The following is a 14,898-nucleotide window of genomic DNA, read 5'->3' as shown; positions in this document are numbered from 1 at the left end:
ATCTTGTCGGCCTTTCTTATAATCGCGCCAGTTTAGCAAAGGAGTCCCCATGGTTCAGCGAGACTTTTCCCGGTTCGGGCGCACCGTCCTCGAAATAGAAAGAGACGCCATCGAAGGGCTGTTTCAGTCGCTGGGCCCGGCCTTCGACCGCGCCTGCCAGATATTGTTCGACTGCCAGGGCAAGGTTATTGTCACAGGAATGGGCAAGTCTGGCCATATCGGCGGCAAGATTGCCGCCACCCTGGCCTCCACCGGTACCCCCGCCTTCTTCGTGCATCCCGGCGAGGCCTCCCACGGCGATCTGGGCATGATCACCGACCGCGACGTGGTGGTGGCCATCTCCAACTCCGGTGAAACCCAGGAAGTGCTGACCTTGCTGCCGGTGCTCAAACGCATCGGCGTCGCCACCATCGCCATGACCGGCAAGCCCGACTCCACCTTGGCCCGTCACAGCGACGTACATCTGTGCGTGGCGGTGGAGAAGGAAGCCTGCCCCCTGAACCTGGCTCCCACCGCCTCCACCACCGCCACCCTGGTCATGGGCGATGCCCTGGCGGTTGCCCTGCTGCACGCCCGCGGCTTCACCGCCGACGACTTCGCCCTCTCCCACCCCGGCGGCAGCCTCGGCAAACGGCTGCTGCTGCGCATTGAGGACCTGATGCATGGCGGCGACCAGGTGCCGCTGGTGAATGAGGACATCTTGCTGCGCGACGCCTTGCTGGAAATGACCCGCAAGGGCCTGGGCATGACCGCCGTAGTGGACGGCGACGGCAAGCTGGCCGGGCTCTTCACCGACGGCGATCTGCGCCGGGTGCTGGACGCAGGCCATGACGTGCGCACCGTATCCATAGCCCAGGTGATGACCAAAGGCGGCGTCACAGTGGGTCCCGACATGCTGGCCGCCGAAGCCCTGCACCTGATGGAAGGCAAGAAAATCAACGGCCTTATCGTAGTGGACGGGAACAACAGGCCCATAGGCGCACTCAATACTCAAGATCTGATGCGCGCAGGAGTATTTTGATGCAGAACAGCCTCTACGGCCCCATGGCCCCCGACCTTTGGCAACGCTTCCAGCAGGTAAGGCTGCTGGTGTGCGACGTGGACGGGGTCTTCTCCGACGGCCGCATCTACCTGGGCAATGACGGCGAGGAACTCAAGGCCTTCCACACCAGAGACGGCTTCGGGGTCAAGGCGCTGCGCGCCGCCGGCATCGAAGTGGCGGTGATCACAGGCCGCCAGAGCCGCATCGTCGCCGACCGCTTCCAGGCCCTGGGTGTCCCCCATGTCTACCAGGGCCAGCACGACAAGGCCTGCGCCTTTGGCGAGCTGCTGGACAGCCTCAAGCTGCACGGCAACCAAGTCGCCTACATCGGCGACGACATCCCCGACCTTGGCCTTATCGAGGCGGCAGGCCTGGGCCTGGCGGTGGCGGATGCCCACCCCTTGGTACGCCAAGCTGCCGACTACGTGACCAGCCTGCCCGGTGGCTTCGGCGCCGTGCGGGAAGTCTGCGACCTGCTGCTGGAAAGCCAGGGCCACAGCCTGCGCCCGGCGGGGGCCAGCCTATGAACCGCGCCCTGCTTTTCATACTGCTGCTGTTCACGGCCACCCTGGCCCTGGTCTATTGGCCCAGCAAGAACCAGGACCAGGCCCAGGCAGATCCGGCCCTGCTGGCGCAGCAGCCGGACGGCATCGCCGAAGATCTGCAGGTCCGCCAGTTCGACGACAATGGCCAGCTCAGCATGCAGGTCAACGCCGATTCCATGACCCACTTCAGCAGCAAGCAGGAAACGCTGCTGACCTCGCCCCGTTTCGAGCTCTACGACAAAGAGCAGCACAAGCCCTGGCAAATCCGTGCCGAAAGGGCCATCGTTTCACAGCAACGTCTGGTCGACTTGCGAAACGATGTTATTATCCAGAGCCTTACGGAAGACGCCCCCGTCAGGCGTGTGGACACAGACAACCTTCGATTGGATCTGGCGTCCAAGACCATGGATACGGAAGCGCCTGTGACCATCATAGGCCCGGGTTACATCACCAGGGGCATTGGCCTCGAAGCCAAGCTGGAAGGACAACAGGTCCGCATCAAGAGTCAGGTCAGTACCGAATATGAACAGCCTTAAGATCATCAGCAGCGCCTTCCTGGCCCTCGCCCTGCCCCTGCTGGCGGTGGCGGCGGACGGCGACTTCAACAAGAAGATCGAAGTCTCGGCCCAGAAGAACTATGCCGACGGCATCAAGAAGCGCGTCATCTACGAAGACAAGGTCCAGATCAACCAGGGCAGCCTGAAGATCCAGGCCAGCCGGGTGGAGATCGACGCCAGCGGCAACGAGCGCATCTTCATCGCCACCGGCAAGCCGGTGCGTTTCCAGCAAAAACTCAACGACGGCACCTGGGTCAAGGCCGAGGCCTTTGAGATCCGCTACTACGACACCAAACGCCTGGTCGTCATGAAGGGCAATGCCCAGATAGAACAGCAAGGCAGCCTGGCCAAGGGCGACACCATAGAGTACGACCTCAATGCCCAACGCCTGGTGGCCGAGGCCAAGGACGACAACAGCAGGGTCGTGACCATCTTCGAACCCGGCAAGTTCCAGCAGCCCAAGGAACCCAAGGTCCAGGAGCCCAAGGCCAAGGAAGACCAGGAACCCCAGCCCAATCCCGAGCAGCAGCCCCAGCCCCTGCCCCAGACGCAAAGCCAGGCGGCCGCCACCTTCGACCAGCAGGGCCAGGCGCAACCTGCCGCCCAGCAACAAGGCCAGGAACTGCCTGCCCCCCAGCCAGCTAAGCCAGAGCCGAAGAAAGAAGACCACAAGCCGCAGCCCCAAGAGCCGGAGCACCAGGCTGCCGCCACCCAGCCCACCACCGAAGCGCCCCAGCCGGCCAGCAGCGCCGCCCAGGGGGGCCAGCACTGATGGCCGAGCTTAAAGCGCAACACCTGGCCAAGAGCTATAAGCGCCGCAACGTGGTCAAGGACGTCTCCCTGTCCGTCAAGACAGGGCAGATAGTGGGCCTGCTGGGCCCCAACGGCGCCGGCAAGACCACCACCTTCTACATGGTGGTGGGGCTGGTATTGGCCGACAAGGGCCGGGTGCTGATCGACGACCGGGACCTCAGCCTGGAGCCCATGCACGTGCGGGCCCGCGCCGGCATCGGCTACCTGCCCCAGGAAGCCAGCATCTTCCGCAAGCTCAGCGTCCACGACAACATCATGGCGGTGCTGGAGCGGCGCAAGGATCTCGACAAGAACGGCCGCGAGGACGCCCTCGAGGCCCTGCTCGACGAGTTCCACGTCAGCCACCTGCGCGACAGCCTGGGCGCCAGCCTCTCCGGCGGCGAGCGACGCCGGGTGGAGATAGCCCGGGCCCTGGCCGCCAACCCCGAATTCATACTGCTGGACGAACCTTTTGCCGGCGTCGATCCCATCTCGGTGATCGACATCAAGAAAATCATCGAGCATCTGCGCGATCGTGGCCTTGGGGTCCTCATCACCGACCACAACGTCCGTGAGACCCTGTCGGTCTGCGAACACGCCTATATCGTCAGTCACGGCGAGCTCATCGCCAGCGGTACGCCCCAGGCCATACTGGACAACAAGCAGGTCAGGGACGTCTATCTGGGCGAGCAGTTCCAACTATAGTTAGCCAAGAGGCGGCGCCATGTACGCCGCCCGGAGGGAAGTCACTCTCGTGTTGAAACCGAGCCTGCAACTACGCATTGGACAGCAACTGACCATGACGCCGCAGCTGCAGCAGGCCATCCGCCTGCTACAGCTGTCGTCCCTGGAACTGCAGCAGGAAATTCAGGCCGCCCTGGACGCCAACCCCCTGCTGGAAGACGGCCTGGACGAGGAGTTCGACGAGCCCCAGGCCCAGGAAGAGCACGCCAAGGACAGCGACGCCGGTGACGACTACGACGAGCCCCAGGCCGAACCCGACACCGCCGACATCATGGAAGAGCGCAAGCTGGACGAGGACCTGCCGGTGGACGCCAGCTGGGACGAGGTCTATTCCGCCGGCACCGGCAGTGCGGGACCGGTCAGCGTCGACGACGACAGCCTCTACCAGGGCGAGACGGTGGACGACATCCAGCAGCACCTGCTGTGGCAGATGCGCCTGACCCCCTTCACCGAGACAGACCAGGCCGTGGCCGTGGCCATCATCGACGCCATAGACCCCGACGGTTATCTGCGCCAAAGCTGCGAGGAGATCCTCGACAGCCTGGCCATAGAAGATCTCGAACTGGACGAAGTGCAGGCGGTGCTCAAACGCATCCAGCATTTCGACCCCATAGGGGTGGCCGCCCGCGACCTCAAGGAATGCCTGCTGATCCAGCTGGCCCAGTTCGCCCCCGACACTCCCTGGCTGCTTGAGGCTCGGCGCCTCATCGACGAGCACATCGACCTGCTCGGCAACCGCGACTACCGCACCCTGATGCGGGTGACTAAGCTCAAGGAAGACGAACTGCGCGAGGCCCTTCGCCTGATCCAGGGGCTCAACCCCAGGCCAGGCTCGGTAGTCAGCAATGAAGAACCCCAATACATCATTCCCGACCTGTCGGTGACCAAGAAAAACGGGCGCTGGACTGTGGAATTGAATCCCGACTCTATGCCCAGGGTGCGCATCAACCAGCAGTACGCGGCCATGAGCCGCAATGCCCGCAACCCGGCCGACAGCCAGTTCATCCGCTCCCACCTTCAGGAAGCCAAGTGGTTCCTCAAGAGCCTGGAATCGCGGAACGACACCCTGCTCAAGGTGGCCCGCTGCATAGTGCAGTTCCAGCAGGGTTTCTTCGAATACGGCGAGGAGTACATGAAACCCATGGTGCTCAACGACATCGCCGAGGCCGTGGACATGCACGAGTCCACCATCTCCAGGGTCACCACCCAGAAGTACCTGCACACCCCCAGGGGGATTTTCGAACTCAAGTATTTCTTCTCCAGCCACGTCGCCACCGACGACGGCGGAGAATGCTCTTCCACCGCCATCCGCGCCTTCATCAAGAAGCTGGTGGCAGAGGAAAACAGTGCCAAACCGTTGAGCGACAGCAAGATGGTTGAGTTGTTGGCCGACCAGGGCATACAGGTTGCCCGGCGCACCATCGCCAAGTACCGCGAAGCGCTGGGGATCCCGCCCTCGAATCAACGCAAGAGTCTGCTATAGGCTTCGCAACATAAGGACGAAACCATGCAAATCAATCTCACTGGCAACCATATCGAAATCACCGACCCCCTGCGGAGCTACGTCTCGGAGAAGTTCACCAAGCTGGAGCGCCATTTCAACCACATCAGCAACGTCCATGTGGTGCTCAACGTCGAGAAGATCCGCCAGATTGCCGAAGCCAAGCTCAATGTCAGCGGCGGCGAGATCCACGCCTCATCGGAACACGCAGACATGTACGCCGCCATCGATGGCTTGATTGATAAGCTCGACAGGCAGATCATTAAGCACAAAGAGAAGCTCAACCAACACTAAATGAACCTCAACCAGCTGCTGAGCCCGGAGGCCGTGGTAACACTGGCCCCGGGCCTTTCCAAAAAACGGGTACTGGAAATGATCGGCGAAGTCGCCGCCCGCCAGTGCCCCCAGATCAACGCCCATGCCGCCTTCGACGCCATGTTGGCCAGGGAACGCCTGGGGTCCACCGGCATCGGCTGCGGCATAGCCCTGCCCCATGGCCGGATGCAGGACACGGACCGGGTGGTGGCGGTGGTGGCCAGGCTCAGCCAGCCCATCGACTTCGACGCCATCGACAACCAGCCCGTGGATCTGCTGGTGGCCCTCTTGGTGCCGGCCGACCAGTGCCAGGCCCACCTCTCCACCCTGGCGGCCATCGCCAAGCGCTTGTCAGACAAAGAAACCTTGAAACGGCTGCGCGGTGCCAGCGATGATACCGAGGTCTATCGCATCCTCGTAGAAGCAGCATGAACCTGGTCATCGTCAGCGGCACTTCCGGTGCCGGCAAGTCCGTCGCCCTCAAGGTCCTGGAAGACCTTGGCTACTACTGTGTCGACAACCTGCCCCTGAACCTGCTGCCGGCGCTGATCGAGAGCCTGCGCGGCGACGTGTTCAAGGTGGCGGTCAGCATCGACATCCGCAACCTGCCGGAAGACGAGGCCGCCCTGCCCGAAGAGCTGGAGTGGCTGCCCGACGACATCACCAAGACCATCCTCTACCTGGACGCCGACCAGAGCATCTTGCTGCGCCGCTTCTCCGAGAGCCGCCGCCTGCACCCCCTGTCCCGGCACACCAACCGCAGCCTGGAAGAGGCCCTGGAGCTGGAACGCAAGCGCCTGATGCCCCTGACGGCCCTGGCCGACCTGCGCATCGACACCTCTGGCCTGTCCATCCACCAGTTGGCGGAGCTGGTGCGCGAACGCATCCTCGGCAAGAAGGAAGGGCCCCTGATCCTGGTGTTCGAATCCTTCGGCTTCAAACACGGCCTGCCCAAGGACGCCGACTACGTCTTCGACGTACGCTTCCTGCCCAATCCCCACTGGATCCCCGAGCTCAAGCCGCTGACGGGCCTGGACCAGCCGGTCAAGGACTTCTTCACCTCCGAGCCCGACGTGCTGCGCCTGGTGCTGCAGCTGGACGGCCTGCTGGACAGCTGGCTGCCGCTGCTGGAGCGCAACAACAGGGCCTACGTGACGGTAGCCATCGGCTGCACCGGCGGCCAGCACCGCTCTGTCTACATCGCCGAACAGCTGGCGGAGCGCTTCGCCGCCCGCGGCAAGGACGTGCAGCGCCAGCACAGGGACATCAAACCCGCATGAGCCGCCAGAGCCGTACCCTGACCCTCAAGAACAAGCTGGGCCTGCACGCCAGGGCCGCCACCGCCCTGGTCAAGCTCAGCCAGCAATTCGACGCCACCATCATCCTCGAGGCCAAGGGCCGGGAGGCCAACGCCGACTCGGTGCTGGGCCTGCTGCTGCTGGAAGGCCACCAGGGCCAGCCTGTCACCCTGCACTGCGAAGGCCCTGACGCCGTCCTGGCCCTGGACGCCGTGGCCGCCCTTATCGACGCCGGTTTCGACGAAGACCAATAACGCTGACTAAGCGCCTCATTCTCATCAATAATTCACCCATGACTCCCATGGGCCCAGGCGCAGCACCATGATCGAAGAAAAGGCCCCGGCTTTCGACCAGATCAGCACCCTGCTGGCCCGCGGCAAGTTCGTGCGGGCCAGGGAACTGCTGCACGCCATGGACCCGGCCGACGTCGCCCACCTGCTCGAGTCCAGTCCCTCCAAGGCGCGCCTGGCCCTCTGGCAGCTGGTGGATCCCGACCAGGAGGTGGACATCCTCGACGAGCTGTCAGAGGACGTGCAGCGCGGCATCCTCAAATTGATGGACGCCGAGAAACTGGCCGCCGCCACCGAGGGCATGGAAACGGACGACCTCGCCTACGTGCTGCGCGGCCTGCCGGACGCCCTCTACCGCCAGGTGCTGGGGGCCATGGACACCCAGGACAGGTCCCGCATCGAGCAGGTGCTCTCCTACCCCGACGGCACGGCCGGCGCCGTGATGAACACCGACACCGTCACCCTGAGGCCGGACGTGACCGTCGACGTGGTGCTGCGCTACCTGCGCCGCCGGGGCGAGCTGCCCCAGGGCACCGACAGCCTCTACGTGGTCAACAAGGCCGACAAACTGGTGGGGGAAGTGCCGCTGTCGGTGCTGGTCACCGCCAACCCCGCCCTCAAGGTCAAGGAGGTGATGGACACCGAGCCCGAGCCGGTGGCCGCCACGTTGGCCGAGACCGAAGTGGCCCAGCTCTTCGCCCGCTACGACTGGTACTCGGCCCCTGTGGTGGACGATGAAGGGCGGCTGCTGGGCCGGATCACCGTCGACGACGTGGTGGACATCATCCGCGAGGACGCCAGCCACAACCTGATGAGCATGGCGGGCCTGGACGACGAGGAAGACACCTTCGCCCCGGTGCTGAAATCCACGGGCAGGCGCACCCTCTGGCTGGGGGTCAACCTGCTCACCGCCCTGGCCGCCGCCGCCGTCTCCAACCTCTTCGAGGCCACATTGGCCCAGCTGGCCACGTTGGCGGTGCTGATGACCATAGTGCCCTCCATGGGCGGCATCGCCGGCTCCCAGACGCTAACCTTGGTGATCCGCGGCATGGCCCTCGGCCACGTGGGGCCGCAAAACGCCCGCTTCCTGTTCAGCAAAGAGATGGCCATAGGGCTCTTGAACGGCCTGATCTGGGCCCTGTTCATCGCCGCCATCGTCGGCATCTGGAAGGAAAGCTGGCTGCTGGCCGAGATCATCGCCTTCGCCATGGCCGTCAACCTGGTGGCGCCCGCCGCCGCCGGCGTCACGGTGCCGTTGGTGATGAAGCGTCTGAAGATAGATCCGGCCCTGGCCGGCGGCGTGGTGCTGACGACAGTGACAGATGTGGTAGGCCTCTTTGCCTTCCTGGGTTCGGCCACCCTCTTGCTGCACAACGTTTGACGCACCTGGTGCTGACTATCAGCAGTAACAGACGTAGTAGGCCTCTTCGCCTTCTTGGGTTCGGCCACCTTGCTGCGCCATAACGTCTGACAGCCCATGAAAAACCCGGCCTTGGCCGGGTCTTTTATTGGGCGCCGGGTCAGTCCCCCGCCACCGTCATGCGGTCGATCAGCACCGAGCCGGTATGGATGCCGCCGCGGCGCTCCAGGTCGGAGCCTATGGCCCCTATGCCCATCATCATGTCCTTGAGGTTGCCGGCTATGGTGATCTCGGACACGGGATACTGGATCTCGCCGTTCTCCACCCAGTAGCCGGCGGCGCCGCGGGAGTAGTCACCGGTCACCATGTTGATGCCCTGCCCCATCAGCTCTGTCACCACCAGGCCGCGGTCCAGGCGCTTGACCATGGCGGCGAAGTCGTCGCCGTTGCCCTTCACGTACCAGTTGTGGATGCCGCCGGCATGGCCTGTGGTCTGCATGCCGAGGCGCCGGCCCGAGTAGCTGGTCAGGAGGTAAGTCTGCAGCACCCCGCCTTCGACGATGTTGCGCTTGAGGGTGCGCACCCCTTCGCTGTCGAAGGGCGTGGAGGCCAGGGCGCCCAAGACGTGGGGGTCTTCCAGGATCTCCACGAAGTCCGGCAGTATCCGGGTACCCAGGCTGTCCAGCAGGAAGCTGGAACGGCGGTAGAGGCTGCCACCGCTGATGGCGCCCACCAGGTGGCCCCAGAGGCCGGTGGCCACGTCGGCCTGGAACAGCACAGGCACCTGCATGGTGCCGAGCTTGCGGGCATTGAGGCGGGCCAGGGTGTTGCGGGCCGCGCTCTGGCCGAGCAGGGCGGCGTCGTCCAGGTCGCCGAGGCGGCGGGCTATGGAATAGTCGTAGTCCCGCTCCATCTGCTCCCCGTCCTTGGCGATCACCACGCAGGAGAGGCTGTGGCGGCTGGACGGGTAGCTGCCCAGCATGCCGGCCGTGTTGCCGTAGACCTTGAAGCCGGCATGGGAGGCGAAGCTGGCGCCGTCGGAATTGGTGATGCGGGGGTCGGCCGCCAGGGCCGCCTCTTCGCAGCGCTTGGCCAGCAGTATGGCCTGGTCAGGGTCCAGGTCGGCCGGGTGGTAGAGATCCAGATCCGGGTAGTCCAGGGCCAGCATCTGTGGCTCGGCCATGCCGGCGGCCTCGTCTTCCGAGGTCAGGCGGGCGATGCGGTCTGCCGCTTCCAGGGCCTCACGGATGGCCTGGGGGCGCAGATCCGAGGTGGAGGCGGAGCCCTTGGCCTTGCCGCGGAACACCGTCAGCCCCAGGGCACCGTCCTTGTTGAACTCGATGTTTTCCACTTCGCCGAGGCGGGTCGAGACGCTGATGCCGGTCTGGCGGCTGATGGCCATCTCGGCCCCTGTCACCCCCAGTTTGCGGGCATGATCCAGGCCCTCTGCCACCAGGGCTTCCACCGCCTTCATGTCTTGGAGAATGTCGCTCACCTTGAGCCCCTTTCAATAGCGCTTTAGGCCCGAGCATAACACAGACGCCACCCTTCGGAGGGCGCCGGCAAACTGCTATCATAGGGGAAATTTACCTAGATCCCCCGACCATGCATCACCAAGACGACGACGAAGAGATCATCTACATCAGCAAATCCGAGCTCAAGCGCGAGGCCAACGAAGCGGCCGACCTCGGCAAGGAGCTGATGGACCTGGCCCCGGCCCAGCTGGACAAGATCCCGCTCAGCGACGATCTGCGCGAGGCCATCGATCTCGCCCACAAGATCCGCAACAAGCACGAAGGCTTCCGCCGCCAGCGCCAATACGTCGCCAAGCTGGTGCGCCAGGAAGATCCCGAGCCCATCATCGAGGCCCTGAACAAGCTCAAGAACCTCCATAACCAGGAGACCCTCAAGCTGCACCTGGCCGAGCAGTGGCGCGACCGCTTCATGAAGGAAGGCAACGACGCCGTCCAGGCCTTCATCGACGAGTTTCCCGGTGTCGACATCCAGCACCTGCGCCAGGTGCTGCGCCAGGCCCTCAAGGAAAAGGCGGCCAACAAGGCGCCCAAGTTCTACCGGGAGCTGTTCCAGATCGTCAAGGAACAGCTGGCGTTCGACTGATCCCCAGGGCGGGCCAGGCCCGCCCTTATCCTTTCAGTCCCCTGCTCCCCTGGCCCTTGGGCCCTAACTTGCCCTTGCCCGCCAGCTTCAGCAGCAGCTGGAACTTGGGGCACTCGAGGTGGCTGGGGGCCTGGCATTGGGCCGCATGGCGCAGGCCGTCGCGCATGGCCGTCAGCTCCGCTATCCGCGCGTCCAATTCTTGCGCCTTGGCCAGCAGCCTCTGCCTGTCTATCTCCCCCTGGCTGAACAGCGCCCCTATCTCGTCCAGAGAAAAGCCGGCGCTGCGCCCCAAGGTTATCAGCGCCAACCGCTCCAAGACCTCGGCCGGGAACTGGCGCCGCAGGCCGTTGCGGCCAAGGGAGCGGATCAGCCCCTTCTCCTCGTAATACCTCAACGTCGAGGCCGGCAGCCCCGACGCCCTGGCGACGTCCCCTATGTCCACAGCAACCCCTTGACTTGAAGTCCACTTGAACTTGTATCCTGCCCCCAGTCAGCAACAGTCACAAGGCCAGGCCCTGGGCCAGGCGATGGAAAAGCGAGGTAGGAAGATGGAAGCCAATTACTGGCATCGCAAGTGGGCCCAGGGGGATATCGGTTTCCACCAGGGCGAGGTCAACCCGCAACTGGCCGCCCACCTCGATAAGCTGGCCCTGGCCCAGGGAGCCCGCCTCTTCCTGCCGCTCTGCGGCAAGAGCCTGGATATCCACTGGCTGCTGGCCCAGGGCTACCGGGTGGCCGGCGCCGAGCTGAGCCCCCTGGCCATCAGCCAGCTCTTCGAGGAACTGGGCGTCGAGCCCGTCATTACCGAACAGGGCCCGCTGCACCGCTACAGCGCCGAGGGCATCGACATCTGGGTCGGGGATATCTTCACACTCAGCGCCGAGCTGCTGGGCCCAGTTGACGCCGTCTATGACCGCGCCGCCCTGGTGGCGCTGCCTCTGGAGATGCGCCGCCGCTACGCCGCCCACCTCCAGACCATTACCGGCGGCGCGCCGCAGCTACTGGTGACTTTCGACTACGACCAGCAGGCACTGGCCGGTCCGCCGTTTTCGGTGAGTTTTGACGAGGTGTCGTCGCTCTATGGTGGCGGTTATCGGGTGGAGCTGCTTTCTCGGGAGGGGATGGGTAATGGCCTTAGGGGCCAAGTTAGCTGTGATGTGTTGAGCATGCTGCTCAGGCCAGTGGCGTAGGCTTTCTGTCGGGGTACAGTGAGCTTCAAGGTCTCGTGCTACCCCGGCCTGGCTCGTTTCACTATCCACTGACCCGCTACTACTTTGTCGTCCAGCTTTTACTGAATGTTGTTTTACATGCCGGTTCCCGCACCGGCGGGCGGGGTACTTTGTTTTCGCACAAAGTACCCAAAAGCACCGCCCACGTTTCGCTTCCTCTTCGCCTCTGGTCGCTCCCGGTGCACCGGTTCATACGCGGGTCCAACCACGTATTCACCTGCCTCGACATCCCTGTCTCGGCCGCCCCTCCGCTCTCGCCGCCTCAGCGCTTCACTTAACGGGCTCCTGGGCTTCATCAACAGAATCAGGGATACATACCAAGTTTCTGCTTCGCCCACTTAGTGATAATAAGAGACTCAATATGCGTGCCCTGATAGTACTTTTGGCCAGCTCTTTAAGCTGAGTAAGTTCTAAGGCCCTAACCGCTTTTATTGCTGGGTCTTTAGCTCTTGATGAGCAGGCTAGGCTTACGATAGCATCATCGATTCTCATGGCTTTACACTAAATAATCCATCGACGTAGCTACTTATAAAACTTTAAAATTTCCTCATGCGATTTCTAATCTTTCTAATAAATTCATTTGCTTCTATCAAAGAATCTTTGCTCTCCAAGTTACTCAGTGAATCTTGAGCCGACTTATTAAAGTCATCGAAATTTATCTTTCTAAGCTTTCTCCGAGCATTTATTATTCCATACCCACAGCCAACGCCGTAATCCCGGAGAGCCTCATCATATGGCTTAACTATTGAAATCACGGCCATTAATTCGTAAAGTCTTTCTGTAAGCTCCACCAGCTCACCCTTGACATCTTCCTTTGAAATTCCGTCTCTAAAATGGCCAATATTATCAATGTCCTCAATAATCTTTTCCAAACCGAAATGAAGGCGCCAAGCTAATTCAACAAGCTCTACTCTTTTATTGTATAAATGTCGCCTTTTATATTCATTAGCAGCGGCTATTGCACCATAACCAGTCATTACCAAGCCTATGACCGCTAACCAACCTTGAATGTCATCTGTCGACCAGAAAAGATATCTATCCTGAACAAAAATAGATATCAGAAGAGCAAGTAATAACAAGCCTGGTTTGAAATATTTGAATTTAACCAAACGTCTCATTGAATCAATATTCATACAAGTAGCCTAAATTCCCTTTGAGCCATCCTACTCTGCTTTCTAGGCAACGCTCAAGCTGTTCCTTATGCAAGCTCGTGCAGCTTGAAACAGATCAACTTGAGGCTGGGAATTTGGATCTTATCGCCTGCCTTGGCTTTTAGCTTGATGTGAGAGTGTCCCTAATTGAGTTGGTAAGGGTGGCACTGCTCCCAACGAAACTGCCGATTGCATTGGACCAGATGGTAAGAGGCTCTTCTGCCCGTTAAGTGCAGCGCCGAGGTGGCGGGAGCGTGAGCGGGCACGAGGCAGGGAGGCCGAGTGAGCGGAAGAAGGGCAGGATGCCCGTGTGCAGCGACCGCGGCAAGCGACCAGAAGCGAGGATCAAGCGAAACGCAGGGCAATGCTTTTGCCTACTTTGGGCGAAACCAAAGTAGGCCGGCCGCCGGGCCGGGACCCGGCAAACAACAAGCCCGCCCGCAGGGCGTTCCTATTTCATGGCGCCACCAAGGCAAAGGGGTTTCCGGAGAGGCCGAGAGCTACACTGGTAGATGGGAAACCAACCACTGGGAGGTCCCATGGACTACAGCAAACTCCACCAGGGGGCGCTGTGCGCCACCCGCCAGGGAAACGGCTGGATCGTCAGCGTCGACTGGAAACGCCACAAGATCAAACTGCAAGACCAGAAGGACAGGCACGAATTCGAAGCCGACTTCTCCGCCCTGCTGGACGAACCCCAGGTCCACAACCCCGAAGACGGTTACTACTGATCCCCCAAGCCCAGCCCTGTCCCGGCTGGGCTTTTTGTTCCCCCACCAGATCGAAGCTAGCGACGGCGCCGAACCCGATGGCTAGGTGCATTGCGCCCGTTAAGTGCAGCGCCGAGCCGGCGGGAGCGATAGCGGGCACGAGGCAGGGATGCCGAGTGAGCGGAAGAAGGGCAGGATGCCCGTGTGCAGCGACCGCGGCAAGCGACCAAAGGCGAGGATCAAGCGAAACGCAGGGCAATGCTTTTGCCTACTTTGGGCGAAACCAAAGTAGGCCGGCCGCCGGGCCGGGACCCGGCAAACAACAAGCCCGCCCGCAGGGCGTTCCTATTTCATGGCGCCACCAAGGCAAAGGGGTTTCCGGAGAGGCCGAGAGCTACACTGGTAGATGGGAAACCAACCACTGGGAGGTCCCATGGACTACAGCAAACTCCACCAGGGGGCGCTGTGCGCCACCCGCCAGGGAAACGGCTGGATCGTCAGCGTCGACTGGAAACGCCACAAGATCAAACTGCAAGACCAGAAGGACAGGCACGAATTCGAAGCCGACTTCTCCGCCCTGCTGGACGAACCCCAGGTCCACAACCCCGAAGACGGTTACTACTGATCCCCCAAGCCCAGCCCTGTCCCGGCTGGGCTTTTTGTTCCCCCACCAGATCGAAGCTAGCGACGGCGCCGAACCCGATGGCTAGGTGCATTGCGCCCGTTAAGTGCAGCGCCGAGCCGGCGGGAGCGATAGCGGGCACGAGGCAGGGATGCCGAGTGAGCGGAAGAAGGGCAGGATGCCCGTGTGCAGCGACCGCGGCAAGCGACCAAAGGCGAGGATCAAGCGAAACGCAGGGCAATGCTTTTGCCTACTTTGGGCGAAACCAAAGTAGGCCGGCCGCCGGGCCGGGACCCGGCAAACATCAAACCTGCCCGCTGGGTAAACCTTATCCCACCACCCCGACCAGGAAGGTCAAACCCAAGCCCGGCGCGCCAGCGCCAACTAAACTTAGCGGTCGGGAACCCAGCGATCAGGGAGGGCCCATGGATACCAACTGGCTGCACCAGGGTACGCTCTGCTGTACCCAGGCAGGAACAGGCTGGATCATGAAGGTGGACAGGGAACACCACACCCTGCGCCTGCGGAACCAACTGGACGGTCACGAGTTCGAAGTGGATTTTGACGAGGTCATAGACGAGCGCCCCACCCAGGACCCGGATCTCGGCCTCTGAAGTACCCACA

Annotated in this window: 19 protein-coding genes; 16 read left to right on the top strand and 3 right to left on the bottom strand. The window is 62.3% G+C overall.

Translation table 11 applies throughout. From position 1 onward, the window contains the following. Window positions 1-49 precede the first annotated feature (49 nt). From PVT67_RS02040 to mgtE, 11 genes are all read left to right on the top strand, one after another. Window positions 50-1,021 carry a KpsF/GutQ family sugar-phosphate isomerase gene (locus PVT67_RS02040; protein WP_301497294.1) on the top strand — a complete coding sequence of 324 codons (972 nt, stop codon included), beginning with the start codon at window positions 50-52 and terminating at the stop codon, window positions 1,019-1,021. Continuing rightward, window positions 1,021-1,569, top strand: coding sequence for a 3-deoxy-manno-octulosonate-8-phosphatase KdsC (gene kdsC, locus PVT67_RS02035; RefSeq protein ID WP_301497292.1), 549 nt, complete (start codon window positions 1,021-1,023; stop codon window positions 1,567-1,569). The genes PVT67_RS02040 and kdsC overlap by 1 nt, the downstream gene beginning before the upstream one ends. Beyond that, window positions 1,566-2,123, top strand: coding sequence for an LPS export ABC transporter periplasmic protein LptC (lptC, locus tag PVT67_RS02030; RefSeq protein ID WP_301497290.1), 558 nt, complete (start codon window positions 1,566-1,568; stop codon window positions 2,121-2,123). The genes kdsC and lptC overlap by 4 nt, the downstream gene beginning before the upstream one ends. Continuing rightward, on the top strand, window positions 2,110-2,916 hold the full coding sequence (lptA, locus tag PVT67_RS02025) for a lipopolysaccharide transport periplasmic protein LptA (protein WP_301497288.1): 807 nt from the start codon (window positions 2,110-2,112) through the stop codon (window positions 2,914-2,916). The genes lptC and lptA overlap by 14 nt, the downstream gene beginning before the upstream one ends. After that, window positions 2,916-3,641 carry an LPS export ABC transporter ATP-binding protein gene (gene lptB / locus PVT67_RS02020; RefSeq protein ID WP_301497286.1) on the top strand — a complete coding sequence of 242 codons (726 nt, stop codon included), beginning with the start codon at window positions 2,916-2,918 and terminating at the stop codon, window positions 3,639-3,641. Before lptA ends, lptB begins: the two co-directional genes overlap by 1 nt. A gap of 52 nt (window positions 3,642-3,693) precedes the next feature. After that, a complete protein-coding gene (locus PVT67_RS02015) occupies window positions 3,694-5,163 on the top strand; it encodes an RNA polymerase factor sigma-54 (protein ID WP_301499627.1) in 1,470 nt (489 codons plus the stop codon). A gap of 24 nt (window positions 5,164-5,187) precedes the next feature. Next, the gene (gene hpf / locus PVT67_RS02010; protein WP_301497284.1) at window positions 5,188-5,475 is read left to right on the top strand and encodes a ribosome hibernation promoting factor; all 288 of its coding nucleotides are present in this window, start codon (window positions 5,188-5,190) and stop codon (window positions 5,473-5,475) included. Then, window positions 5,476-5,928, top strand: coding sequence for a PTS IIA-like nitrogen regulatory protein PtsN (ptsN, locus tag PVT67_RS02005; RefSeq protein ID WP_301497282.1), 453 nt, complete (start codon window positions 5,476-5,478; stop codon window positions 5,926-5,928). Beyond that, the gene (gene rapZ / locus PVT67_RS02000) at window positions 5,925-6,776 is read left to right on the top strand and encodes an RNase adapter RapZ (protein ID WP_301497280.1); all 852 of its coding nucleotides are present in this window, start codon (window positions 5,925-5,927) and stop codon (window positions 6,774-6,776) included. The genes ptsN and rapZ overlap by 4 nt, the downstream gene beginning before the upstream one ends. Beyond that, window positions 6,773-7,048 (top strand): HPr family phosphocarrier protein, encoded by a 276-nt coding sequence (locus PVT67_RS01995; protein ID WP_301497278.1) that lies wholly within the window; start codon window positions 6,773-6,775, stop codon window positions 7,046-7,048. Before rapZ ends, PVT67_RS01995 begins: the two co-directional genes overlap by 4 nt. Before the next feature lie 67 nt (window positions 7,049-7,115). Beyond that, the gene (mgtE, locus tag PVT67_RS01990) at window positions 7,116-8,465 is read left to right on the top strand and encodes a magnesium transporter (protein ID WP_301497276.1); all 1,350 of its coding nucleotides are present in this window, start codon (window positions 7,116-7,118) and stop codon (window positions 8,463-8,465) included. Window positions 8,466-8,604: 139 nt separating this feature from the next. Here mgtE and pmbA read toward each other — a convergent pair whose 3' ends face one another. Next, window positions 8,605-9,939, bottom strand: coding sequence for a metalloprotease PmbA (gene pmbA, locus PVT67_RS01985; RefSeq protein ID WP_301497274.1), 1,335 nt, complete (start codon window positions 9,937-9,939; stop codon window positions 8,605-8,607). 110 nt (window positions 9,940-10,049) lie between these two features. On the opposite strand from pmbA, the gene yjgA reads away from it, so the two are divergent. Then, complete coding sequence (gene yjgA, locus PVT67_RS01980) at window positions 10,050-10,562, top strand: ribosome biogenesis factor YjgA (RefSeq protein WP_301497271.1); 513 nt, start codon at window positions 10,050-10,052, stop codon at window positions 10,560-10,562. Between the two features lie 25 nt (window positions 10,563-10,587). Here the strand turns inward: yjgA and PVT67_RS01975 are convergent, their stop codons facing one another. Then, a complete protein-coding gene (locus PVT67_RS01975) occupies window positions 10,588-11,004 on the bottom strand; it encodes a helix-turn-helix domain-containing protein (protein WP_301497269.1) in 417 nt (138 codons plus the stop codon). 106 nt (window positions 11,005-11,110) lie between these two features. On the opposite strand from PVT67_RS01975, the gene tmpT reads away from it, so the two are divergent. After that, a complete protein-coding gene (tmpT, locus tag PVT67_RS01970) occupies window positions 11,111-11,752 on the top strand; it encodes a thiopurine S-methyltransferase (protein ID WP_301497267.1) in 642 nt (213 codons plus the stop codon). A gap of 575 nt (window positions 11,753-12,327) precedes the next feature. Here the strand turns inward: tmpT and PVT67_RS01965 are convergent. Continuing rightward, window positions 12,328-12,924, bottom strand: a complete 597-nt coding sequence (locus PVT67_RS01965) for a hypothetical protein (RefSeq protein WP_301497265.1) — start codon at window positions 12,922-12,924, stop codon at window positions 12,328-12,330. 557 nt (window positions 12,925-13,481) lie between these two features. Between PVT67_RS01965 and PVT67_RS01960 the strand changes: the two genes are divergently transcribed. The 3 genes from PVT67_RS01960 to PVT67_RS01950 all read left to right on the top strand — a co-directional run bounded on the left by PVT67_RS01960 (window position 13,482) and on the right by PVT67_RS01950 (window position 14,888). Then, window positions 13,482-13,673: a hypothetical protein gene (locus PVT67_RS01960; protein WP_301497262.1), complete on the top strand. Its 192-nt coding sequence runs from the start codon at window positions 13,482-13,484 to the stop codon at window positions 13,671-13,673. Window positions 13,674-14,085: 412 nt separating this feature from the next. Beyond that, window positions 14,086-14,277, top strand: coding sequence for a hypothetical protein (locus tag PVT67_RS01955; protein ID WP_301497262.1), 192 nt, complete (start codon window positions 14,086-14,088; stop codon window positions 14,275-14,277). A 422-nt stretch (window positions 14,278-14,699) separates the two neighbouring features. Continuing rightward, window positions 14,700-14,888, top strand: coding sequence for a hypothetical protein (locus tag PVT67_RS01950; RefSeq protein ID WP_301497261.1), 189 nt, complete (start codon window positions 14,700-14,702; stop codon window positions 14,886-14,888). Window positions 14,889-14,898 lie beyond the last annotated feature (10 nt).

This window comes from Gallaecimonas kandeliae (assembly GCF_030450055.1).
In the GTDB taxonomy this organism is placed as follows: Bacteria; Pseudomonadota; Gammaproteobacteria; order Enterobacterales; family Gallaecimonadaceae; genus Gallaecimonas; species Gallaecimonas kandeliae.
Note: the sequence above shows the minus strand (reverse complement) of the source record. Positions and strands in the feature narration are given on the sequence as shown.